We start from the raw sequence: 20,554 nt of genomic DNA, 5'->3' as shown, positions 1-20,554 counted from the left end.
GCCTTGGTTACGAGGAGACCGCCGCCGAGCGGACGCCCTGCGCCAGCTCCGCCGTCAGCGTCCGGACCGCGTCCAGACCCTGCGCCGCCGCGGTCACCAGGGCCGAGCCCACGATGACACCGTCCGCATAGGAGGCGATTTCGGCCGCCTGCGCGCCATTGCGCACACCCAGCCCGACGCCGATCGGAATGTCGGAGTGGCTGCGCACCCGCGCGCACAGGGCCGGGGCCATGGAGGACACCGCGTCGCGCGCACCGGTCACACCCATGGTCGAGGCCGCGTACACGAAACCCTTGCTGGCTTCGAGGGTCTTGACCAGGCGCTCCTCGGTGGACGACGGCGCGACCAGGAAGATGCGATCCAGATTGTGGGTCGAGGACGCCACGAACCAGTCGTCGGCCTCCTCCGGAATCAGGTTGGGCGTGATCAGGCCGAGGCCGCCCGCCGCCGCCAGATCTCGGGAGAAGCTGTCGACGCCGTACTTGAGCACCGGGTTCCAGTAGGTCATGACGACGGCCTTGCCGCCCGCCTGGGAGATGGCCTCCACGACCTTGAACACGTCGCGCACCCGGACGCCGCCGGCCAGCGCCTGCTCGGCGGCATGCTGGATGGTCGGGCCGTCCATCACCGGATCGGAGTAGGCGACGCCGACTTCGATGATGTCGCAACCGGATTCGACCATGGCCTTGCACACGTCGATGGAACCCTGGAGGTCCGGGTAACCGGCGGGCAGGTAGCCGATGAGCGCGGCCCGGTTCTCCTCGCGGGCGGCTGCGAAGGTGTTCGCGAGGCGGGACTGCTGGCTCACTGCTTCTCCCCTGCGTTCTCTTCGGCCTTGTCGAACAGCCCGAACCAGTCGGCGGCGGTGTCCATGTCCTTGTCACCGCGACCGGACAGGTTCACCACGATGATCGCGCCCTCGCCGAGCTCCCTGCCGAGTTTCACCGCGCCCGCGACCGCGTGCGCGGACTCGATGGCCGGAATGATGCCCTCGGCACGGCTCAGCAGCAGCAGCGCGTCCATGGCCTCGGTATCGGTGATCGGGTAGTACTCCGCCCGGCCGATGTCCTTGAGGTAGGCGTGCTCCGGGCCGACGCCCGGGTAGTCCAGACCGGCCGAAATCGAATGGGATTCGATGGTCTGGCCGTCTTCGTCCTGGAGCAGGTAGGAGTACGCGCCCTGGAACGCACCCGGGGTGCCACCGGTGAAAGTCGCTGCGTGACGGCCGGTTTCGACACCGTCACCCGCGGCCTCGTAGCCGATCAGGCGCACGCCCGGATCGTCGATGAAGGCGTGGAAGATGCCGATGGCATTGGAACCGCCACCGACACAGGCGGTTACGGCGTCGGGCAGGCGGCCGGTCAGGGCCTGCACCTGCTGGCGCGCCTCCAGGCCGATGATGCGCTGGAAGTCGCGCACCATGAGCGGGAACGGGTGCGGGCCCGCGGCGGTGCCGAAGCAGTAGTAGGTCTGCTCGGCATTGGTGACCCAGTCGCGCAGCGCCTCGTTGATGGCGTCCTTGAGGGTCTGCGAACCCGTTGTCACACTGATGACTTCGGCGCCGAGCAGCCGCATGCGGGCCACGTTCAGCTGCTGGCGCACGGTGTCGACCGCGCCCATGTAGACGACGCACTCGATGCCGAGCAGCGCGCAGGCGGTGGCGGTCGCGACGCCGTGCTGGCCCGCGCCGGTCTCGGCGATGACGCGGGTCTTGTTCATGCGCTTGGCCAGCAGCACCTGGCCCAGCACATTGTTGATTTTGTGAGAACCGGTGTGGTTCAGGTCTTCCCGCTTCAGCAGGATGCGCGCGCCGCCGGCGTGCTGCGCCAGGTTCTGACACTCGAACACCGGCGACGGGCGCCCGGTGTAGTCACGCTGCAGGCGATCCAGCTCGTCGAGGAAGTTGGGATCGACCCGGGCCTTGTCGTATTCGGCGGTGACCTCTTCGATCACGGCCATCAGCGCCTCGGGCACGTGCCGCCCGCCGTACACGCCGAAGTGCCCGCCCAGATCGGGTTCGTGGCTCTTGTGCGTGATGCCGTCACTGGCCTGCGGGAGGCCGAGACCGTTCTTGCCGGAGGCCATTTCGGAAGAAACTCCGTGAGTTTGTGTCATCGGCTCTTTCACCGTCCCCGGCGAACCGGCTTCGGGCACGAGGGGTGGGTTCCGGCGGTCACCAGCTCGGCCACCGCGGCGCGCGGGTCGCCGCTGGTCACCAGGCCCTCGCCGACGAGCACGGCGTCCGCGCCCGCCCCGGCGTAGGCCAGCAGGTCGGCGGTGCCGCGAATGCCGGACTCGGCCACCCGGATCACTTCACTGGGCAGGCCGGGGGCGATGCGCGCGAACACATCCCGGTCCACCTCGAGGGTCTTGAGGTTGCGGGCGTTCACGCCGATCACGCTGGCGCCGGCCTCGAGGGCGCGGTCGGCCTCCTCCTCGGTGTGCACCTCGACCAGCGCGGTCATGCCGAGCGATTCGGTGCGGTCGATGAGCGCGGACAGCACGTCCTGTTCCAGGGCGGCCACGATCAGCAGGATCACGTCCGCGCCGTGGGCACGGGCCTCGTGGATCTGGTACGGGCCGACGATGAAGTCCTTGCGCAGGATCGGAATGTCCACCGCCGCGCGAACCGCGTCGAGATCCGCGAGGGAACCGCCGAAGCGGCGCTGCTCGGTCAGCACGCTGATGATGCGCGCGCCGCCGTCCTCGTAGGCCCGGGCCAGGTCGGCGGGGTTCGGGATGTCCGCGATCGCACCCTTGGAGGGGCTGGCCCGCTTCACCTCGGCGATCACTCCGATCCCCTCCGCGTGCAGGGCGGCCTTGGCGTCACGCGGGGATTTGGCCTGCGCGGCGGCTGCCTTCACCGCCTGGAAATCCAGAAGGGCTTCCCGAGCGGCCACATCCGCGCGGACCCCGTCGAGAATCGAGTCGAGTACCGTCATCTGGCTCGAATCCTTTCTGGGGAGACGGACTTGCTGCCTGAGAATCCCCCCAGGCGCTTGTCTCACCGATGCTGATAAAGAGTAAATGGCTATGCTCCCGTGCTTGACAGCGGGGCGGGTACCGGCGGCGCTGCCGGTACCCCACCCAGCTCAGGGGCGGTTGTCACGCGCTGCCCCGTTACCCGGATCATCGTGCGCGGCAGGGTGATTGGTTTCATCGTCGGTCGGGTCGACGCCCTCGTCGAGGGCATCCCACAGCACGCGACCCGACAACTGCTTGTCGGCGGCGGCCGGGGTCCCGGATTCGTGGTCCTGGACCCGGGCCTGATGTGCGGCAACCTGCTCGGCCGCCGACAGCTTCCGCGCCGCCGGACTGTCGTACTTGCCGGACATCCGGGAGGTCCCGGACGACTGCCGGACCAGCAGCAGACCGGCCACGAACGCGGCCACCGCACCGGCCAGGCACACCACGGCCGGCAGCGCCGAGGTCGTCACCGCGCCCGCGTGGTCACCCCCGTGCAGTTCGGCCAGTCGCGTAGCGCGATCGGCGGTCCCCTTGTGCATGAGCAGGGCGTACGCGGGCACTGCGGACACCGCGGCCAGGACGGCGACCACCACGCCGACACCGCGCCGCCACCAGCCGTGGGTGGCGAACACCGCCGCGATGGTGGCCAGGAAGACCAGCGCCAGTGGCGTCAGGGCCCCGAACCACACACCGCCGTTGAGATCTCGATGGCGCGGCAGGCCGTAGTCGCTGGTGATCTCGAGCCGGGCCCACGTCATGCGGGACGACCCCCAGAGCAGCGCCGCCGCGACCGCCAGCAGCGCCACCGCGGCGATCGGCCGCGACCGCTTCCGCGCCCCCGCTGCGTTCGTGTCGGCTTCCGCCGCAGCGGCATTCGCCTCGGCCAGGTCCGCCGCCTGCGCGCGTTCGGCAGTGCGCGCGGCGGCGGTCTCGGCGCGTGGATCGGCGCCGGCGGCACCGGTTTTCCCGGTGTCCGCCCCGGCGGGCTTCGAATCGGCTTGCGCTGCTGCGCTTTCCCGCTCCGCGCTGTTTCCGGGTGTTGCGCTGCCTTCGGGTGTCGCTTTCCGTTCCGGGCCCCTGGCCGGGTGCTGATCGCTCATTGATCCGCGCCGTTCGGGCGGTAGGCGCGCACGGTCTCGGCGGCAGCGATGGCCTTGAGGACGGCCATGGCCTTGTTGCGGGATTCGACGTCCTCGTAGTCCGCGTCGGAGTCGGCGACGATGCCGGCGCCGGCCTGGACATAGGCGGTGCCGCCCTTGAGCAGGGCGGTGCGGATGGCGATCGCGGTGTCGGCGTCACCGGCGAAGTCCAGGTAGCCGACCACACCCGCGTAGACACCGCGGCGGGTGGGCTCGAGCTCCTCGATCAACTCCATGGCGCGGACCTTGGGCGCACCGGAGAGGGTGCCCGCGGGGAAGCAGGCCTGGACCGCGTCGAGGGCGATCTTGCCGGCGCGCAGGCGGCCGGAGACCGTGGAGACCAGGTGCATGACGTGCGAGTAGCGCTCGACGTGGCGGTACTCGGTGACGCGCACGGTACCGGGCTCGCAGACCCGGCCCAGATCGTTGCGGCCCAGATCGACGAGCATGAGGTGCTCGGCGTTCTCCTTCTCGTCGGCGAGCAGGCCCTTCTCGAGCAGGAGATCGTCCTCCTCGGTGACGCCGCGCCAGCGGGTGCCCGCGATCGGGTGGGTGGTGGCCACGCCGTCCTTCACCGTCACCAGCGATTCGGGGCTGGAGCCGACGATGGAGAACGCGGTGCCGCCGGAGCCGTCCGGGATGTGCATGAGGTACATGTACGGGCTCGGGTTCGAGGCCCGCAGCATGCGGTAGAGGTCCAGCGGGGTGCCGTTGTAGTCCATCTCGAAGCGCTGCGAGAGCACCACCTGGAACGCCTCGCCGGCCTCGATCTCCTTGACCAGCCGGCGCACGCCCGCGCCGAATTCCTCGGAGGTGCGCTGCCGGCGGTAGTTGGGCTCGGGGCGGTCGAACACCGAGACGGTGGAGTCGGCGGGGGCGGCCAGGGCCTCGGTCATGCGGTCCAGGCGGGCCATCGCGTCGTCGTAGGCCGCGTCCACGTGCTCGTCAGTGCCGTTCCAGTTGACCGCATTGGCGATGAGGGTGATCGCGCCCTCGTGGTGGTCGAAGGCGGCCAGGTCGGTGGCCAGCATCAGGACCATCTCGGGGACCTGCAGGTCATCGGTGGCGATGCTGGGCAGGCGTTCGAGGCGGCGCACGGTGTCGTAGCCGAGGTAGCCGACCAGGCCGCCGGTCAGCGGCGGCAGACCGGGCAGCCGCTCGGTGCGCAGCACCTGCAGCGACTCGCGCAGCGCGGCGAGCGGATCGCCGCCCACCGGCGCGTCGGCGGGAGTCTGGCCGAGCCAGGCCGCCGCGCCGTCGATCACGGTCAGCGCGCTGGGACTGCCCGCGCCGATGAACGACCATCGCGACCAGGAGCGGCCGGTCTCCGCCGATTCCAGCAGGAAGGTGCCGGGCCGGTCCGCGGCCAGTTTGCGGTAGGTCGAGAGCGGAGTCTCGGAGTCCGCCAATACCTTTCGGACCACCGGGACCACCCGGTGGTCGGCCGCGAGCGCCCGGAACTGCTCCCGGGAGGTGGTGGTATCGATAGCCGCGTTCAGAGGCAAACCATGCGCGCCGTGCATTCACCCATCATTCCAGGCCCGCCCGGCGCGATCTAAATCGCGCTCCCCGCCCAGCCGAGCAAGCGGCCGCGGCGAATACCTGAAGCGGTCATCACTACACGCGCGGCGGTCTCCACACACGGTGGATCGTCACTGCTCCGGCAGCAAGTTGGAAGCAAGATGGAGAGGTCGCACGCGGTTATCCCCATTCTCGAGAGGAGTTCAACACAGATGTACCCCTCGCAACCGATGGCACCGGAGGGTCCACGCCACACCGCTCCGCAGCTGGCTCCGGGCGGGCTGCCCGGCCAGCCGCTCCGGATGATGCATATGAACCACGGCGGGAAGTACTCCGCCATCGCCTCGTTCGTCACGTATGTGAAGGCCCTGGAAGCGCTCGATCCGCGCAGCTTCCCGGACGAGTACGCCGAGTACAGCGACCGCATCAGGGAACTCGAGCCGTTCCTGCGCGCCCACGGGATCCTGGACGTCATGGATATCAAGAACCCGGAGGTCGCCGCCCTCATCGGTGTGTGAGGTAGGACCGGCACCCGGTGCCGGGGGTGGTTGGGGCTCCGGGGGCCGTTCCCCGGACCCTCGAGCAGAGGCCCGGTGGGGGCCCGGTTCGCGAGGCGTCAAGCCCGAAGCCCAGCAAAGGATTTCATCGGGGGCTCTGATAGCTCGTGCACGATGAATTGGGGGTAGGGTGCGGGTATGAAGGTTGGTCAGCTCGCACCCAATTTCGAACTTCCGGACCAGTCGGGGACCGTGCGGTCGCTCGAGTCGCTGCTCGCGGACGGACCGGTGGTGTTGTTCTTCTATCCCGCGGCGAACACGCCGGTGTGCACGGCCGAGGCCTGCCACTTCCGGGATCTGGCAACGGAATTCAAGGCCGCCGGGGCGACCTGCGTGGGGATCAGCGCGGATTCCGTCGAGGTGCAGTCCGGGTTCGCGGAGAAGCAGGGACTGAGCTATCCGGTGCTGTCCGATCCCGGAGCCAAGGTGGCCGCCGAGTTCGGCGTGAAGCGCGGCCTGCTGGGCGCGCTGGTGCCGGTCAAGCGGACGACCTTCGTCATCGATCAGGACCGGACCGTCGCCAAGGTCATCAACAGCGAGATACGCGCGAACGTGCACGCCGACGAGGCGTTGAAGTTCCTGCACGAGCGCTGAGCAGGTTCCCGCGCGAGCGCTGAGCCCCCACCGCGTCGCTCCTGTGCGCGCCAACAATTCGGACATACGCTGAGCGCATGACTACGCCCAGCACCGACCAGGAGCGAAAGCCTTCAACCTTCGTCACGTGGCGCAATCGCATCATTGGCGGAGTGGTGGCCGCGGTCGTTTTGTGGCTGGTGTATCTGATGCTGGCCGCATTCATTCCACGGTGGTGGGCGCAGCGCATCGGCGAATGGGTGAGCGGGAGTTTCGCCAAGGGCATCTGGTACGGCCTGATAATGGGCGCGGTATGTACGGCTGTGCCACTTTTCCTGTTCCTGGCCGCAGGACTCAGCTGGCGTAAACGGGGCGGCATGTTTATCGCGGGCGGCGCGGCGGTTCTCGCGATCGTCATCGCCATCCCGAATTTGATGACGCTGACCATCGTGTGGGGCAACTCGAATGCCGCACATGCCGGTGAGCGCATTCTCGATGTCGACGGGCCGGGATTCCGCGGTGCCACGCTGGCGGGTGCGATCGTGGCCGCGTTGCTGTTCCTGCTGGTGGCATTTCTCTTGGGGCGCAGGCGATTCCGCCGGTACCGTGCCGAACGTCGGCAAGCCGAACCGGAAAAGCCTCGGGTGGAACCCGAAACTCCGACACCTCCGCCCGAACTCGGCGCGAACTGAATCCACTCGCGACACGCGTGATCGATGTCACGTCATTCGGCAACACCGTGACTGGCGAGCGAAATCGTGGCAAACTTTGACGTGCGAGTGACTCGTTCGATGCTGTTTCGCCGGCTCTCCCACGGGCCGGCACAACACGTCACTTGGCTGCTACGAGAGGGCGCGCACGGTGACCAAGTGGTTGAATCCCATGGAACAGCGAGCGTGGCGTACCCTTGTCGCGCTCACCACCAGACTCCCCGCCGCATTGGATACCCAGCTACAACGTGAGTCCGGGATTACCCATTTCGAATACTTCGTGATGACTCTGCTCTCCGAAGAACCAGGTCACCGGTTGCAACTGAGTGACCTTGCGCAAAAGGCAAACGCATCGCTATCCCGGCTTTCGCACGTGGTCTCCAAACTCGAACGGCTGGGCTGGGCCGAGCGCGTCACCATTACCGGTCGCCGCGGCGCGCAGGCGGTGCTGACCGATGCCGGATATCAGAAGATCACCGAGGCCGCGCCCGGGTATCTGGAGTGCGTGCGCGGCCTGGTGTTCGACGGGCTGGACGCCGAGCAGACCAAGCAGCTGCTGGAACTGGGCGAGACCCTGGTGGCACAGCTGGACAAGGGCATGGCCCGCGGGCTCGGCCGCGCGGGGCGGCCGATCTCGCATCTGGACATGGACCCGAACGAATCGGGTTGACGCCGAAGGCTGTTCACCGACGCAGCAAGCTGGCTCGCCGAGGCCGGAAACCGTTGCCGCTCAGTCCTCGTCGGTGAGCAGCCGGTCGCCCTGGGACAGCAGCACGTCGGTGTCGAAGCAGGTGTGGGTGCCCGTGTGGCAGGCCGCGCCCTCCTGGTCGACGACGAGCAGCACGGTGTCGCCGTCGCAGTCCAGCCGTACCTCGTGCACGTACTGGGTGTGGCCGGAGGTCTCGCCCTTGACCCAGTACTGCTGGCGCGAGCGCGAATAGTAGGTGCCCTTGCGGGTTTCCAGGGTGCGGGCCAGCGCCTCGTCGTCCATCCACGCCATCATGAGCACGTCGCCGGTGCTCTTCTCCTGCGCGATGGCGGCGAACAGCCCGTCGGAGTTGCGCTTGAGGCGTCGCGCGATCGCGGGATCCAGGGTGCTCATCGGACGGTGATTCCTTCCGCGCGCATGGCGTCCTTGACCTGGCCGATGGAGAGGTCGCCGAAGTGGAAGACACTGGCGGCCAGCACCGCGTCCGCGCCGGACTGCACGGCGGGCGCGAAGTCGGCGACCTTGCCCGCGCCACCGGAGGCGATGACCGGCACCGAGACCGCGGCGCGCACCGCGCGGATCATGGGCAGGTCGAAGCCCGCCTTGGTGCCGTCGGCGTCCATGGAGTTGAGCAGGATCTCGCCGACGCCCAGTTCGGCTCCGCGCACGGCCCATTCGACGGCGTCGATGCCGGTGCCGCGCTTGCCGCCGTGGGTGGTGACCTCCCAGCCGGACGGGGTCGCGGGCTGCCCCTCGGGCACGGTGCGGGCGTCGACCGACAGCACGATGCACTGGGAGCCGAACCGCTCCGACATTTCGCGCAGCACCTCGGGGCGGGCGATGGCGGCGGTGTTGACCGACACCTTGTCCGCGCCCGCGCGCAGCAGCCGGTCCACGTCCTCGACGGTGCGCACGCCGCCGCCGACCGTGAGCGGGATGAAGATCTGCTCGGCGGTGCGGGTGACCACGTCGATCATGGTGCCGCGGTCGCCGGTGGAGGCGGTGACGTCGAGGAAGGTCAGCTCGTCGGCGCCCTGGGCGTCGTAGGTGGCCGCGAGTTCCACGGGATCGCCCGCGTCCCTGAGGTTTTCGAAGTTGACGCCCTTGACCACGCGCCCGGCATCCACGTCCAGGCACGGAATCACGCGTACGGCCACCGTCATTTCATGACCTCTGTCTTCAGCATTGCTCTGCCTCTCCTCGGACCCGGTCGGCGGTGTCCGCGATCAGGTCCAGTAGTTCCTCGTGCACGCCGGGGGCGGCGGCCAGCACCGAACCGGATTCGATGGTCCAGTCCCGGCCCAGCAGGTCGGTGACCACGCCGCCGGCGGCCCGGACCAGGGCCACGCCCGCGGCGTTGTCCCACGGATGATGTCCGAACACCACGGCCCCGCCCAGAATTCCCGAGGCGGTGTAGGCCAGGTCGATGCCGGTGGAGCCGTACATGCGCTGGCGGCCGGACAGCCGGCTCAGCGCTCCCAGCAGGTTGAAGCGGAAGATGCCCGGAATCCGGCCCGCCCCATCGATATTGAAGCTGCCGAAGCCGATCATCGCGGTGGCGAGCTTGGCCGGGGCCAGGCTCGGCAGCGGGTTGCCGTTCAGCAGCAGCGGGCCGTCCGCGACCGCCGCGTAGCGCTGGCCCAGGACCGGCAGCCAGGTCAGGCCGATGACCGGGACGCCGTCGCGCACCAGCGCCAGCAGCATGCCGCACATGGGGCTGCCCGCCGAATAGTTGAAGGTGCCGTCGATGGGGTCCAGCACCCAGGCGGTGCCGGAGGTCAGCTGCGGACCGCCGAATTCCTCACCGTGCACCGGGATTCCGGTGCGCTCGCCCAGCCGCTGCGAGATGGTGCGCTCGAGCTCCAGGTCGAGTTCGGTGGCGAAGTCGTTGCGCCCCTTCTCGACCGCGCTCGGCGCCCCGATGCCCTCGACGAAACGCGGTGCGGCGGAGTCGAGAACCTCACAGGCGATGCCGAGCAGTTCGGCGAGTTCGGCGGCCACGGCGCTAGCGAACCGCGGCCAAGGCTTCGGGCAGGGTGAACCGGCCCGCGTACAGGGCCTTGCCGATGATCGCGCCCTCGACGCCCTCGTCCACCAGCGTCGCGATGGCACGCAGGTCGTCGAGCTGGGAGATGCCGCCCGACGCGATGACCGGGGCCTCGCAGGCATTGGCGACCTGGCTCAGCAGGTCCAGGTTCGGCCCGGTCAGTGTGCCGTCCTTGGAGACGTCGGTGACCACGTACCGCGAGCAGCCGTCGCGCTCGAGGCGCTCGAGCACCTCCCACAGGTCGCCGCCGTCGGTCACCCAGCCGCGGCCGCGCAGCCGCCACTCGCCGTCGATGAGCTTCACATCCATACCGACGGCGATCTTGTCGCCGTACTCGCCGATGGCCCGGGCACACCACTCCGGATTCTCGATCGCCGCGGTGCCGAGGTTGACGCGCGCGCAGCCGGTGGCCAGCGCGGCCTTCAACGACTCGTCGTCCCGAATCCCGCCCGACAGCTCGACCTTCACATCGAGTTCGCCGATCACCTCGGCCAGCAGTTCGCGGTTGGAGCCCTTGCCGAACGCGGCGTCCAGGTCGACCAGATGCACCCACTCAGCCCCGGCGTGCTGCCAGGCCAGCGCGGCGTCGCGCGGCGAACCGTAACTGGTTTCGCTGCCCGCCTCCCCCTGAACCAGGCGCACAGCCTCACCATTGGCGACATCGACGGCAGGTAGCAGCACAAGACTCACGGGGTAAGCCTAGTGGTTGCCCGCCGTCACACCGACCGCAGGGTGAACCGCGTCAGCCGCCCACCGCGCGGCGGAAACGATTTCCGGGGCGGGGGCACGCGGGCGGTGTCACGCTGTGGGGAGGTCGGGGTCGTCGATCGAAGGGAGCTCGTTGTGCGGAAGGTGGGGCTGGTCGTGCGGAAGGTGGGGATCGGGCTGGCGGCGCTGGCGCTGGCCTGCGGTGCGGCCGGGTGCGGCGACAGCGGCGGGTCGGGGGCGCGGCCCGGCCCGGCGGCGAGCACCGCGGCGCAGGCCGGGGAGCCGACGGCGGTGACCACCACGCGCACACCCGGGGATACCACGGCGGGGACGGGAGCGCAGCCGTGCAAGCCCGAGCCGGGGGTGATTCGAAGTGCCGCAGCCACATTGGCTCCGGTCGAGGTGGTGCCGGGGACGCCGTGGAAGTGGGCGTTGCCCGCGGCGGGGGCGCGGACGACGGTCAATGACATCTGCTCGACCCTGTCGGCGTACTTGATCACGATCGAGGGGGCGACGGCCAGCTCACCCATGCAGGTGTTGCTGTTCCATCGCGGGAGCTACGTCGGCACCGCGGACCCCAGGTGGAACTCGTTCATCTCCCCGGATCCGAACCACACCACCGACGACACCGTGGGGCTGCGGTACAAGATCCCCGGCAGCTGCAATGCCTGCTCGGACGGAACCTTCTACTGCGTCCAATTCCATTGGGACGGAACCAAGGCGCAGATGGCCGGGCGGCCGCCGGAGGTGTCGGGGACGACCGTGACGCCCGGGTCGACCAGGTGCTGAGGCGGGGGTCAGCCGTCTCGGGTATGGGATTCGAGGACGCGGTTCAACGTCAGGACGAAGTTGGCGCGTTCGGCGGCGGTGAAGCCCGGGAGTAGTTCTCGCTGGGCCGCTTCCAGGCGTTCGTCGAGGTCGGCCAGGTGGGCCCGCCCGGCGGGCGTGAGCGTGAGGGTGTTGCGGCGGCGGTCGGTGGGGTCGGGGGTGCGGTGGAGGAGGCCGCGGTCGGCCAGGTCGTTGACCGCGGCGACCACGTCGCTGCGGTCGATGCCGGTGCGGCGGCCCGCCTCGGCCTGGCTGAGGGGGCCGTGTTCGTCCAGGGTGGCGAGCAGGGCGTAGTGGTAGCGGCGGGAACCGGTGGGCTCCAGGGCTTTCTCGGTGCAGCGGTTGGCGATGATCGCGACCTGGCCGATGAGGCGGGTGGGAAGAGCGCGCAGCCGGCCGAAGGCCCCTTGGGGCGCGGTGTCCATGAGAGGAATCTAGCAACACTTGTTGGGGACACCCACAATCGGTTACATTGGTTCCACCAACGTTGGAGCCACCAACAAACTCGTCGAAAGACCGTAGCCATGAACGCGATCGACACCACCACCCGGCAATTCCAGGACCTGGCCGACAAATTCGAGATCACCGAGTTGGTCCACCGCCTCGGCCGTGCCCTCGATGAAGGCGACTGGGAGGAGCTCGCCGCCCTCTACACCGCCGATGCCACCGCCCGCACCCCCGGCGGCCTGGCCACCGGCCGCACCGCCCTGGTCACCCAGGCCGGCCGAAACCATTCCCCCGACCGGCAGATCCAGCACGTCATCAGCGGCATCCTGATCGATCTGGACGGCGACACCGCCAAGGTCCGGGCCAACCTCCTGGTCGTCTTCGCCTGGGGTCCTGCCCAAGACCCCACCCTCGGCTCCCAGCCGCGCCTGACCCTGGGCGAGGTCTATCGCTTCGACGCCGTCCGCACCCCCGACGGCTGGCAGTTCTCGAGCGTGGCCTCCAAGCCCATCTGGTCGGTCGGTACCCGGCCCGAGCCGTCAGCGGCCTAGAAACGCCGAAACCCCCGCCGGGAGCGGGGGTTTCGGTCGTTTCAGGGGCCGATCAGATCGAGTCGACCCAGTTGCGCAGGAGTTGGGCTCCGGCGTCGCCGGACTTCTCCGGGTGGAACTGGGTGGCCGACAGCGGGCCGTTCTCCACCGCGGCGAGGAACGGGACGCCGTGTTCGGCCCAGGTCAGCTTGGCCGGGGCGATCTGGCTGCCGCCGTCGTCGGTCCAGGCCCAGTGCTGGGCCGCGTACGAATGCACGAAGTAGAAGCGGGTGTCGGCGTCCATGCCCGCGAACAGGACGCTGTCCTCGGGAGCCTTCACCGTGTTCCAGCCCATGTGCGGGAGGACGGGGGCGTCCAGACGCTCGACGGTGCCGGGCCATTCGCCGCAGCCCTCGGTTTCCACCCCGAATTCGACGCCGCGTTCGAACAGGATCTGCATGCCGACGCAGATGCCGAGCACCGGGCGGCCGCCGGAGAGGCGCCTGCCGATGATGCGGTCACCGCGCACGGACAGCAGGCCCGCCATGCAGGCCGCGTACGCACCGACACCGGGGACCACGAGACCGTCTGCGTTCAGGGCGATTTCGGGGTCGGCGGTAATGGTGACGTCCGCACCGGTACGGGCCAGGGCGCGGCCGGCGGAGTGCAGGTTGCCGGAGCCGTAGTCGAGCAGGGCGATCGTCTTGGTCATAGCGAGCCCTTCGTGGAGGGGACGCCGGACACGCGCGGGTCGTACTCGACGGCGGCGCGCAAAGCCCGTGCCACGGCCTTGTATTCGGCCTCGGTGATGTGGTGCTGGTCGCGGCCATAGAGCACGCGCACATGCAGGGCGATGCGGGCGTTGAGCGCGATGGACTCGAACACGTGGCGGTTGATCACGGTCGAGTACGACGCGGTCGGAGCCACACTCGGAATGATGGTGTGCAGCATGTGATCCGGCTCGCCGGTGTGCACGCAGTACGGCCGCCCGGACACGTCGACGACGGCGTGCGCGAGGGTTTCGTCCATCGGGATGAAGCAGTCGCCGAAGCGGCGGATGCCCTTCTTGTCGCCGAGCGCCTGGCCCAGGGCCTGGCCGATGACGATGGCGGTGTCCTCGACGGTGTGGTGGGCCTCGATCTCGATGTCGCCCTTGGCCTGGACCGTCAGGTCGAAGCTGCCGTGCTGGCCGAAGGCGGTCAGCATGTGGTCGTAGAAGGGGACGCCGGTGGAGATGTCGGTCTTGCCGGAGCCGTCCAGATTGAGTTCCACCACGATGCTGGCTTCGCGGGTGGTCCGCTCGACCCGGGCGATGCGGTCGGCACGGTCGGTGGTCATCGGGCGATCAGCTCCTCGGACGCCAGTTTCGCGCTGACGCGCAGGAATTCGTCGTTCTCGGCGGCCAGGCCGATGGTGGTGCGCAGGTAGCCGGGGATGCCGACATCGCGGATGAGCACGCCCTCGTCGAGGTAGTGCTGCCAGGCGCGCGGCGCGTCGGCGAAGCGGCCGAACAGCACGAAGTTGGCATCCGAGGGGATGACCTCGTAGCCCAGCTCGGCCAGCGCCGCCATGACCCGATCGCGCTGCGCCGCCAATTCGGCCACGCTGCCCAGGGTTTCGTCCGCGTGCCGCAGCGCCGCCCGCGCCGCGGCCTGGGTGACCACGGACAGGTGGTAGGGCAGGCGCACCAGCAGCATGGCGTCGATGACCGCGGGTGCGGCCACCAGGTAGCCCAGCCGCCCGCCCGCGAAGGCGAACGCCTTGGACATGGTGCGGCTGACCACCAGCTTGGTGGGGTACTTGTCGATCAGGCTGATCGCGCTGGGCGCCGCGGAGAACTCGCCGTATGCCTCGTCCACCACCACGATGCCGGGCGCGGCCGCGAGGATGCGTTCCAGGTCCGCGAGCGGAATGCTGTGGCCGGTCGGGTTGTTGGGGCTGGTCACGAAGACCACGTCGGGGTTCTTCTCCCCCACCGTCAGCACCGCGTAGTCGATGTCGAGGGAGAAGTCGCCATTGCGCTTGGCCTCGATCCACTCGGTGTCGATGCCCTCGGAGATGATCGGGTGCATCGAGTACGAGGGCACGAAACCCAGTGCGCTGCGGCCGGGTCCGCCGAACGCCTGCAGCAGCTGCTGCAGGATCTCGTTGGAGCCGTTGGCGGCCCACACGTTCGCCGTGTCCACCGCGACGCCGGTCTGCCGGGTCAGGTAGGCGGCCAGATCGGCGCGCAGCCCGACCGCGTCGCGATCCGGGTACCGGTGCAGGTCGGCGGCCGCGGCGCGCACGGATTCGGCGACATCGTCGACGAGGGCCTTACTCGGCGGGTGCGGGTTCTCGTTGGTGTTCAGCTGCACCGGAACGGCCAATTGCGGTGCGCCGTAAGGACTCTTGCCACGCAGGTTCTCCCGCAGCGGCAGATCGTCGAGCGAGATATTCGATCCGGGGACGGTCACGGTGCCTTCTTCCAGGCCGGCCTGTGCGCTCACCGCAGCTCTCCGAATCGCGCCTGCACGGCCTGGCCGTGTGCGGGCAGGTCCTCGGCATTGGCCAGTGCGACCACGTGCCCGGAGACATCCTTCAGCGCCGCCTCGGAGTACTCGACGACGTGGATGCCGCGCAGGAAGGTCTGCACGCTCAAACCCGAAGAGTGCCGGGCGCATCCGGCGGTGGGCAGCACATGGTTGGAGCCGGCGCAGTAGTCGCCGAGGGAGACCGGCGACCACGCGCCGACGAAAACCGCTCCGGCGGAACGGACCCGGGCCGCGACCGCGGACGCGTCGGCGGTCTGGATCTCGAGGTGCTCCGCGGCGTAGGCGTTGACCACGCGCAGGCCCTGGGCGATGTCGTCGACCAGCACGGTGCCCGACTGCTTGCCCGACAGTGCCTCCGCGACGCGGTCGTGGTGCTTGACCACGGTCATCTGCGCGGTCAGCGCCGCGTCCACGGCATCGGCGAGCTCGACGCTGTCGGTCACCAGCACGCTGGCCGCCAGTACGTCGTGCTCGGCCTGCGAGATGAGGTCGGCGGCCACGTGCACCGGATCGGCGGTGGCGTCGGCGAGGATGGCGATCTCGGTGGGCCCGGCCTCGGCGTCGATGCCGACCAGGCCGCGGCACAGCCGCTTGGCGGCGGTCACATAGATATTGCCCGGGCCGGTGATCAGGTCGACCGGTTCCAGCTGTGCGCCGTCGGTGTCGGTGCCGCCGTAGGACAGCAGCGCCACGGCCTGCGCACCGCCGACCGCCCACACCTCCTCGACACCCAGCAGCTTGGCCGCGGCCAGGATGGTCGGGTGCGGCAGGCCGCCGAACTGGGCCTGCGGCGGCGAGGCGACCACCAGCGAGTCCACGCCCGCGGCCTGCGCGGGAACCACGTTCATGACCACCGAGGACGGGTAAACGGCATTGCCGCCCGGCACGTACAGGCCGACCCGCTCCACCGGCACCCACCGCTCGGTCACGGTGCCGCCGGGCACCACCTGGGTGGTCTTGTCGGTGCGGCGCTGATCGTCGTGCACCTTGCGGGTGCGCTCGATGGCGACCTCGAGGGCCGCGCGCACGGCCGGGTCCAGCTCGGCCAGGGCCTTGTCCAGTTCGGCGGCGGGTACGCGCACCGCGGCGGGCCGCACACCGTCGAACCGCTCGCTGAATTCCAGCGCGGCCTCGACGCCCCGATCCCGGATGGCCTCCACGACCGGTCGCACATGATGCAGCACCGAGTCCACGTCGACGCCCCCACGCGGCAGAGCCGCGCGCAGTTCGGCAGCAGTGGGAGTACGTCCGCGCAGATCCACGCGGGCGAGCTCGATGCGGCTAGTCATAGCGCTGTGCAGTCCTTGTCTGTGGTGATGTCGAGGGGTTCGCGACGCGGCCGAAACCGCTTGCGACCAGCTACCAGACTATCGGGTCACCGCCAACGCTTTACGTCGCGGCCGAGCTCGCGCGGGTGTTCCCGGCCCGCGACCCGGGAACACCCGCCGGACCGGCGGTTATGAGGCGCCGGCCGCGGCACCGCTCAGACCGTGCTGCGGGCGGCCTCGGGACCGAAGCGAGCGGCCACCAGATGCTGCTGGGCGAAGGTCCACGCGTTCTGGGTGACGAAGTAGAGCAGGATGGCGATGGGCATCACCGGGCCGACCAGCAGGGCTCCGGCGGGGAAGACCCACTGCGAGAGCGTGTTCATGATCCGGACCTGCGAGCCCGCCGCGCCTTCGGCGGGTTGCGGCTGACGGGCGACGGCGGCGCGGGCGGTGAAATGGGTCGCGATCGCCGCGATGATCATGAGCGGAATCGCCACGGCAGCAACGGTTCCGAAGGACGAGCCGGCGGTGGACAGGGTGGCCTCCAGCGGTGCGCCGAACAGTTTGGCGTCCAGGAAGGACTGCACCTGCGTGGCATTGAACACGTAATTCTGGGTGTGACCTGGCTGGAAGGACCGCAGCACGTGGTAGAGGCCGATGAAGACCACCGTCTGGCCGATGATCGGCAGGAAACCGGTCAGCACGTTGACGCCGGACTCGCGCTGTAGCTCCTGCATGGCCAGCGCCTGCTTCTCCCGGTCGCCCGCGTGCTTGCGCTTGATCTCCTGCAGCTTCGGCTGCATCTCGGCCAGCGCGCGGGAGAACTTCAACTGCGCGATGAACGGCCGGATCAGCAGGGCCCGCAGGGTCATGACGAGGAAGACGATGGCCAGCACCCAGGCCAGGCCACTGGTCGCGCCGAGCAGCGACGCGAAGGCGGTGTGCCACAGCCACAGCACGGCGGACACGGGGTAGTAGATGAAATCGAGCACGGAGTACCTCGCTGCGCAGCGCCCGCACACGGGTGCGGGCGAAAGGAATTCGGGACGGCGGAGAACCCGACAGCGCACACGACCGGGACAGGTCGTGCGGGCGCGGTCAGGCCGCGAGGACTCCGGGTGCGCGCGGGCGCGGGCGGCCCGGTGCGTCGGGATTGCTCTGCCGCAGGAACGCACCGCGGCGCCGCCGTCCGGCGGATTCCGCCGGACCGATGTGCGCGGTGGCCGCGAGCAGCGGACCGCGCGCCGACAGCACCGCCGCGGTCACCGCGACCAGCGCGGCCGCACCGAGGACGAGCAGCGAATCGGGGGTGGCGGCGGCCAGATACAGCACCGCCCACGCGGAGACCACGAGCGCGCACAGCAGCAGCGCCGTCGATCGAATCCGCGTACCCATGCGCCCGACCCTACCTGCGTTCCCCATCCCCGGCACCCCATGTGCCGGATACGACATGCCCCGCCCCCGGCCCGCACCGTATCCGGCTCGGGCGCATCCTGATCCGGGCCCCACGCGCGACCGCGCCCCCACCGGGGACACCGGCGGGGGCGCGAGGATCGAGGGCTCGACCGCTATTCGGCGACGAGGCGGCGGATGATCATGGGCTCGGCCACGATGCCCTCCAGGACTCCGGCCACGTGCTGGAAGTGCTCGGTGGCGAAGTGCTTCTCCAGGGCATCGGCGTCCTGCCATTCCTCCACCACGACCATGTGGGCCGGGTCGTTCGGGTTGGTGAAGGGCTGATAGGACAGGCAGCCGGGTTCGGCCAGGGAGGGTTCGATCATGGCTTCCAGGGCGGTGCGGAGGCGGTCCTCCTGGCCGGCGGCAGCGAGCAGTTCGGCGACGACGTGCAGGGTCATGGTGGTGTGCTCCTTCGGGAATCGGTGCTCGGTATTCGGATCTTGGTGACGTTCAGCGCTGGATCGGGCCCCCACCGGCGCCGGTGGTGCGCAGCGCGGTCGCGATGGCGTCCAGGTCGGCGGGGGTCAATTCCAGTGCGGCGCCGCCGATCCAGCCGTCGACCTGTTCGGGCCGGCGGGCGCCGGCGATGGCGCCGGTGACGCCGGGCCAGGTCAGGGTCCAGGCGATGGCTACGGCGGAGACGGTGGTGTCGTGGGCCGCCGCGATCGGACGCAGCGCGTCCACCAGCGCGAGGTTGCGGTCGAGTTCGGTGGTGAACTCCGGGAAGCCCTTGCGCCAGTCGTCATCCGGCAGGCTCGCGACGCGTTCGGCCGAAAAGGCGCCGGTGAGCAGGCCGGAGTGCTGCGGCTGGTAGACGATGCCGCCGGTGTGATGCGCCGCGGCCCAGGCCAATTCGTCCGCCGCGCCGCGCTTGATCAGCGAGAACTGCGGCTGGATGGCGTCCACGTGGGCGATGGACTCGGCGATCTCCAGTTGCGGCACATCGTGATTGGACAGGCCGATGGCGCGCACCTTGCCCGCCTGCACGAGGTCGGCCATGGTCTGCCAGTACTCCGCGAGCGGGGTCGCGGCCGCGGGGTCGACACCGTCGGGGTCCGAGAAGTCCAGGGAGGCACCGGTATCGGGCCAGTGCACCTGGTACAGGTCGATGCGCTCGACGTTCAGCCGGCGCAGCGAGTCCTCGACCTCGCGGCGCACGCTGGCGGCGGCCATGATCCGCTTGGGCGCGGCGGCGCGGTCGTTCTCGTCCCAGACCAGTCCGGCCTTGGTGAAGACGAACGGCCGATCGGCCTCGGGAAGTCCGCTGATCGCCTTGCCGACCACCTCCTCGGAGTGGCCGAGTCCGTAGACGGCGGCGGTGTCGATCCAGTTGACGCCGGCCTCGACGGCCCGGCGGATGGTGGCGATGGAATCGGCGTCGTCCTGTGCGCCCCAGGTGTAGCGCCAGCCCGAACCGCCGACGGCCCACGCGCCGAATCCGATCCGGCTGATGTGCATGTCGGTGGTGCCGAGCTGACGGGTGGGAAGGGAGGTCATGGTGTGTGCTCCTCGTGTGGCTTTCGCCGTCCGTTGCGGCGCTGAGCACTACTTTCGCCGGATGCGAGCGAGGCAAACAGTGCTGCGTCTGCCTGGGCACCGCATGACCAGGATGCGGTGCCGGATGGAATTCGCGGCGCTCGTGGTTACCGAAGGCATGACCTTGGACCGTCGCGCCGAACTCGGTGAATTCCTGCGCTCTCGCCGCGCCCGGCTCAGCCCCGCGGAGGTGGGCCTGATGGATCACGGTGCGCGCCGCCGTGTTCCGGGCCTGCGCCGCGAGGAGCTGGCGCTGCTGGCCGGGGTCAGCGTGGATCACTATGTGCGCCTGGAACAGGGCCGCAGCCTGCAGTTCTCGGAGTCGGTGCTGGATGCGGTGGCACGGGCACTGCGGCTGAATCAGGTTGAGCGCGATCATCTTTACCGCCTGGCCCGCCCGTGGTCCGGTGAGGAGCCGCCCGCCGTGCAGGAGGTGCGCCCGGGTCTGCGCCGGCTGCTGGACGCCGCCCACGACGTCCCGGCCTACATCGTCGGCCGCGGTGTCAGCGTCCTGGCGTGGAATCGCCTGGCGGCGGCCCTGATCACGGATTTCGGCGCGCTCCCGCCCGCGCAGCGCGACTTCCTGCACCTGGTCTTCCTGGACGAGGGCGCGAAGGATCTGTACGAGGACTGGGACGACAAGGCCGCCGACACCGTGGCCTACCTGCGCCTGGATGCCGCCCGCAATCCCGGTGAGCCGCGCATCACCGCCCTCATCGACGAAATGAACGCCCGGAGCCCGGAATTCGCGGAGCTGTGGAAGCGGCACGAGCTCAAGGACAAGACCCACGGGCGCCATATCTACCGCCACCCGATCGTGGGCCGCCTGGAGCTCGGCTTCGAAACCCTCCGTCTCCCCGACGATCCCGATCAGGCACTGGTCGCCCACCACGTCGAACCCGGCTCCCCCAGCGCCGACGGACTACGGCTGCTGGCCTCCCTCGCCGCCGATCCGGCGAAGCTCTGCTGAGCAAACCCACCCCCGTAACGCACTGCGCCGCACCGGAAAACCGGTGCGGCGC

Annotated in this window: 26 protein-coding genes; 7 read left to right on the top strand and 19 right to left on the bottom strand. The window is 69.6% G+C overall.

The genetic code is table 11. The annotated features are described in order from the left end of the window. Positions 1-7: 7 nt before the first annotated feature. From trpA to ACFXIV_RS34665, 5 genes are all read right to left on the bottom strand, one after another. Positions 8-808 (bottom strand): tryptophan synthase subunit alpha, encoded by an 801-nt coding sequence (gene trpA, locus ACFXIV_RS34685; protein WP_379402144.1) that lies wholly within the window; start codon positions 806-808, stop codon positions 8-10. Beyond that, positions 805-2,115 (bottom strand): tryptophan synthase subunit beta, encoded by a 1,311-nt coding sequence (trpB, locus tag ACFXIV_RS34680; protein WP_379402142.1) that lies wholly within the window; start codon positions 2,113-2,115, stop codon positions 805-807. Before trpB ends, trpA begins: the two co-directional genes overlap by 4 nt. Before the next feature lie 8 nt (positions 2,116-2,123). After that, entirely contained in the window at positions 2,124-2,942 is an 819-nt protein-coding gene (gene trpC / locus ACFXIV_RS34675; RefSeq protein ID WP_379389806.1) for an indole-3-glycerol phosphate synthase TrpC, read from the bottom strand. A gap of 150 nt (positions 2,943-3,092) precedes the next feature. After that, positions 3,093-4,067 (bottom strand): TIGR02234 family membrane protein, encoded by a 975-nt coding sequence (locus ACFXIV_RS34670; RefSeq protein ID WP_379402141.1) that lies wholly within the window; start codon positions 4,065-4,067, stop codon positions 3,093-3,095. Then, positions 4,064-5,629, bottom strand: coding sequence for an anthranilate synthase component I (locus ACFXIV_RS34665; RefSeq protein WP_379402140.1), 1,566 nt, complete (start codon positions 5,627-5,629; stop codon positions 4,064-4,066). Before ACFXIV_RS34665 ends, ACFXIV_RS34670 begins: the two co-directional genes overlap by 4 nt. 210 nt (positions 5,630-5,839) lie before the next feature. Between ACFXIV_RS34665 and ACFXIV_RS34660 the strand changes: the two genes are divergently transcribed. From ACFXIV_RS34660 to ACFXIV_RS34645, 4 genes are all read left to right on the top strand, one after another. Further along, positions 5,840-6,145 (top strand): hypothetical protein, encoded by a 306-nt coding sequence (locus tag ACFXIV_RS34660; RefSeq protein ID WP_379402139.1) that lies wholly within the window; start codon positions 5,840-5,842, stop codon positions 6,143-6,145. Between the two features lie 177 nt (positions 6,146-6,322). Beyond that, positions 6,323-6,778 carry a peroxiredoxin gene (locus tag ACFXIV_RS34655; RefSeq protein ID WP_379402138.1) on the top strand — a complete coding sequence of 152 codons (456 nt, stop codon included), beginning with the start codon at positions 6,323-6,325 and terminating at the stop codon, positions 6,776-6,778. Between the two features lie 77 nt (positions 6,779-6,855). Further along, positions 6,856-7,449 carry a permease gene (locus tag ACFXIV_RS34650; RefSeq protein WP_379402137.1) on the top strand — a complete coding sequence of 198 codons (594 nt, stop codon included), beginning with the start codon at positions 6,856-6,858 and terminating at the stop codon, positions 7,447-7,449. A gap of 190 nt (positions 7,450-7,639) precedes the next feature. Beyond that, complete coding sequence (locus tag ACFXIV_RS34645; protein ID WP_379402198.1) at positions 7,640-8,137, top strand: MarR family winged helix-turn-helix transcriptional regulator; 498 nt, start codon at positions 7,640-7,642, stop codon at positions 8,135-8,137. A gap of 60 nt (positions 8,138-8,197) precedes the next feature. On the opposite strand, the gene hisI is transcribed toward ACFXIV_RS34645, so the two are convergent. Genes hisI through ACFXIV_RS34620 form a run of 5 tightly spaced genes read right to left on the bottom strand, consistent with a single transcriptional unit; the run spans position 8,198 to position 11,461 of the window. Beyond that, complete coding sequence (gene hisI / locus ACFXIV_RS34640; RefSeq protein WP_379389818.1) at positions 8,198-8,569, bottom strand: phosphoribosyl-AMP cyclohydrolase; 372 nt, start codon at positions 8,567-8,569, stop codon at positions 8,198-8,200. Beyond that, entirely contained in the window at positions 8,566-9,339 is a 774-nt protein-coding gene (hisF, locus tag ACFXIV_RS34635) for an imidazole glycerol phosphate synthase subunit HisF (protein WP_379402136.1), read from the bottom strand. Before hisF ends, hisI begins: the two co-directional genes overlap by 4 nt. A 16-nt stretch (positions 9,340-9,355) precedes the next feature. Then, complete coding sequence (locus ACFXIV_RS34630) at positions 9,356-10,177, bottom strand: inositol monophosphatase family protein (protein WP_379402134.1); 822 nt, start codon at positions 10,175-10,177, stop codon at positions 9,356-9,358. Between the two features lie 4 nt (positions 10,178-10,181). Continuing rightward, on the bottom strand, positions 10,182-10,913 hold the full coding sequence (priA, locus tag ACFXIV_RS34625) for a bifunctional 1-(5-phosphoribosyl)-5-((5-phosphoribosylamino)methylideneamino)imidazole-4-carboxamide isomerase/phosphoribosylanthranilate isomerase PriA (protein WP_354846023.1): 732 nt from the start codon (positions 10,911-10,913) through the stop codon (positions 10,182-10,184). Between the two features lie 26 nt (positions 10,914-10,939). Beyond that, positions 10,940-11,461: a hypothetical protein gene (locus tag ACFXIV_RS34620; protein ID WP_379402206.1), complete on the bottom strand. Its 522-nt coding sequence runs from the start codon at positions 11,459-11,461 to the stop codon at positions 10,940-10,942. Here ACFXIV_RS34620 and ACFXIV_RS34615 point away from each other — a divergent pair. After that, positions 11,364-11,720: an LppP/LprE family lipoprotein gene (locus tag ACFXIV_RS34615; protein ID WP_379402197.1), complete on the top strand. Its 357-nt coding sequence runs from the start codon at positions 11,364-11,366 to the stop codon at positions 11,718-11,720. The genes ACFXIV_RS34620 and ACFXIV_RS34615 overlap by 98 nt on opposite strands. A gap of 8 nt (positions 11,721-11,728) precedes the next feature. Here the strand turns inward: ACFXIV_RS34615 and ACFXIV_RS34610 are convergent, their stop codons facing one another. Further along, positions 11,729-12,184 (bottom strand): MarR family winged helix-turn-helix transcriptional regulator, encoded by a 456-nt coding sequence (locus tag ACFXIV_RS34610; protein WP_379402133.1) that lies wholly within the window; start codon positions 12,182-12,184, stop codon positions 11,729-11,731. A gap of 99 nt (positions 12,185-12,283) precedes the next feature. On the opposite strand from ACFXIV_RS34610, the gene ACFXIV_RS34605 reads away from it, so the two are divergent. Next, positions 12,284-12,757 (top strand): nuclear transport factor 2 family protein, encoded by a 474-nt coding sequence (locus ACFXIV_RS34605; RefSeq protein ID WP_379402132.1) that lies wholly within the window; start codon positions 12,284-12,286, stop codon positions 12,755-12,757. Between the two features lie 52 nt (positions 12,758-12,809). Here the strand turns inward: ACFXIV_RS34605 and hisH are convergent, their stop codons facing one another. From hisH to ACFXIV_RS34565, 8 genes are all read right to left on the bottom strand, one after another. Then, complete coding sequence (gene hisH / locus ACFXIV_RS34600) at positions 12,810-13,448, bottom strand: imidazole glycerol phosphate synthase subunit HisH (protein ID WP_379402130.1); 639 nt, start codon at positions 13,446-13,448, stop codon at positions 12,810-12,812. Continuing rightward, complete coding sequence (hisB, locus tag ACFXIV_RS34595) at positions 13,445-14,074, bottom strand: imidazoleglycerol-phosphate dehydratase HisB (protein WP_379402129.1); 630 nt, start codon at positions 14,072-14,074, stop codon at positions 13,445-13,447. The genes hisH and hisB overlap by 4 nt, the downstream gene beginning before the upstream one ends. Further along, entirely contained in the window at positions 14,071-15,192 is a 1,122-nt protein-coding gene (locus ACFXIV_RS34590; RefSeq protein ID WP_379402196.1) for a histidinol-phosphate transaminase, read from the bottom strand. Before ACFXIV_RS34590 ends, hisB begins: the two co-directional genes overlap by 4 nt. A gap of 29 nt (positions 15,193-15,221) precedes the next feature. Beyond that, positions 15,222-16,559 (bottom strand): histidinol dehydrogenase, encoded by a 1,338-nt coding sequence (gene hisD, locus ACFXIV_RS34585; protein WP_379402127.1) that lies wholly within the window; start codon positions 16,557-16,559, stop codon positions 15,222-15,224. A 194-nt stretch (positions 16,560-16,753) separates the two neighbouring features. After that, positions 16,754-17,530: a membrane protein insertase YidC gene (yidC, locus tag ACFXIV_RS34580; RefSeq protein ID WP_379402126.1), complete on the bottom strand. Its 777-nt coding sequence runs from the start codon at positions 17,528-17,530 to the stop codon at positions 16,754-16,756. Between the two features lie 106 nt (positions 17,531-17,636). After that, entirely contained in the window at positions 17,637-17,933 is a 297-nt protein-coding gene (locus ACFXIV_RS34575) for a DUF6412 domain-containing protein (RefSeq protein WP_379389838.1), read from the bottom strand. 173 nt (positions 17,934-18,106) lie between these two features. Beyond that, positions 18,107-18,394, bottom strand: coding sequence for a putative quinol monooxygenase (locus tag ACFXIV_RS34570; RefSeq protein WP_379402125.1), 288 nt, complete (start codon positions 18,392-18,394; stop codon positions 18,107-18,109). A 52-nt stretch (positions 18,395-18,446) separates the two neighbouring features. Beyond that, the gene (locus tag ACFXIV_RS34565; RefSeq protein ID WP_379402124.1) at positions 18,447-19,493 is read right to left on the bottom strand and encodes an aldo/keto reductase; all 1,047 of its coding nucleotides are present in this window, start codon (positions 19,491-19,493) and stop codon (positions 18,447-18,449) included. Positions 19,494-19,617: 124 nt separating this feature from the next. Between ACFXIV_RS34565 and ACFXIV_RS34560 the strand changes: the two genes are divergently transcribed. Further along, positions 19,618-20,502, top strand: a complete 885-nt coding sequence (locus tag ACFXIV_RS34560; protein ID WP_379402123.1) for a helix-turn-helix transcriptional regulator — start codon at positions 19,618-19,620, stop codon at positions 20,500-20,502. Positions 20,503-20,554: the final 52 nt, after the last annotated feature.

Source organism: Nocardia sp. NPDC059236, assembly GCF_042754085.1.
Taxonomy (GTDB): Bacteria; Actinomycetota; Actinomycetes; order Mycobacteriales; family Mycobacteriaceae; genus Nocardia.
Note: the sequence above shows the minus strand (reverse complement) of the source record. Positions and strands in the feature narration are given on the sequence as shown.

Excerpts from the sequence above, each read along its gene's own strand:
- ACFXIV_RS34655 (WP_379402138.1), top strand. The coding sequence starts at position 6,323 with ATGAAGGTTGGTCAGCTCGCACCCAATTTCGAACTTCCGGACCAGTCG.
- hisD (WP_379402127.1), bottom strand. The coding sequence starts at position 16,559 with ATGACTAGCCGCATCGAGCTCGCCCGCGTGGATCTGCGCGGACGTACT.
- ACFXIV_RS34565 (WP_379402124.1), bottom strand. The coding sequence starts at position 19,493 with ATGACCTCCCTTCCCACCCGTCAGCTCGGCACCACCGACATGCACATC.
- trpB (WP_379402142.1), bottom strand. The coding sequence starts at position 2,115 with ATGACACAAACTCACGGAGTTTCTTCCGAAATGGCCTCCGGCAAGAAC.
- ACFXIV_RS34575 (WP_379389838.1), bottom strand. The coding sequence starts at position 17,933 with ATGGGTACGCGGATTCGATCGACGGCGCTGCTGCTGTGCGCGCTCGTG.
- ACFXIV_RS34650 (WP_379402137.1), top strand. The coding sequence starts at position 6,856 with ATGACTACGCCCAGCACCGACCAGGAGCGAAAGCCTTCAACCTTCGTC.
- hisB (WP_379402129.1), bottom strand. The coding sequence starts at position 14,074 with ATGACCACCGACCGTGCCGACCGCATCGCCCGGGTCGAGCGGACCACC.
- hisI (WP_379389818.1), bottom strand. The coding sequence starts at position 8,569 with ATGAGCACCCTGGATCCCGCGATCGCGCGACGCCTCAAGCGCAACTCC.
- trpC (WP_379389806.1), bottom strand. The coding sequence starts at position 2,942 with ATGACGGTACTCGACTCGATTCTCGACGGGGTCCGCGCGGATGTGGCC.
- ACFXIV_RS34670 (WP_379402141.1), bottom strand. The coding sequence starts at position 4,067 with ATGAGCGATCAGCACCCGGCCAGGGGCCCGGAACGGAAAGCGACACCC.
- ACFXIV_RS34665 (WP_379402140.1), bottom strand. The coding sequence starts at position 5,629 with ATGCACGGCGCGCATGGTTTGCCTCTGAACGCGGCTATCGATACCACC.
- ACFXIV_RS34610 (WP_379402133.1), bottom strand. The coding sequence starts at position 12,184 with ATGGACACCGCGCCCCAAGGGGCCTTCGGCCGGCTGCGCGCTCTTCCC.
- ACFXIV_RS34605 (WP_379402132.1), top strand. The coding sequence starts at position 12,284 with ATGAACGCGATCGACACCACCACCCGGCAATTCCAGGACCTGGCCGAC.
- ACFXIV_RS34570 (WP_379402125.1), bottom strand. The coding sequence starts at position 18,394 with ATGACCCTGCACGTCGTCGCCGAACTGCTCGCTGCCGCCGGCCAGGAG.
- ACFXIV_RS34645 (WP_379402198.1), top strand. The coding sequence starts at position 7,640 with ATGGAACAGCGAGCGTGGCGTACCCTTGTCGCGCTCACCACCAGACTC.
- hisF (WP_379402136.1), bottom strand. The coding sequence starts at position 9,339 with ATGACGGTGGCCGTACGCGTGATTCCGTGCCTGGACGTGGATGCCGGG.
- hisH (WP_379402130.1), bottom strand. The coding sequence starts at position 13,448 with ATGACCAAGACGATCGCCCTGCTCGACTACGGCTCCGGCAACCTGCAC.
- ACFXIV_RS34620 (WP_379402206.1), bottom strand. The coding sequence starts at position 11,461 with ATGGGTGAGCTGGCCGTCGCCCCCTCGATCGTGATCAAGTACGCCGAC.
- ACFXIV_RS34560 (WP_379402123.1), top strand. The coding sequence starts at position 19,618 with ATGGAATTCGCGGCGCTCGTGGTTACCGAAGGCATGACCTTGGACCGT.
- ACFXIV_RS34660 (WP_379402139.1), top strand. The coding sequence starts at position 5,840 with ATGTACCCCTCGCAACCGATGGCACCGGAGGGTCCACGCCACACCGCT.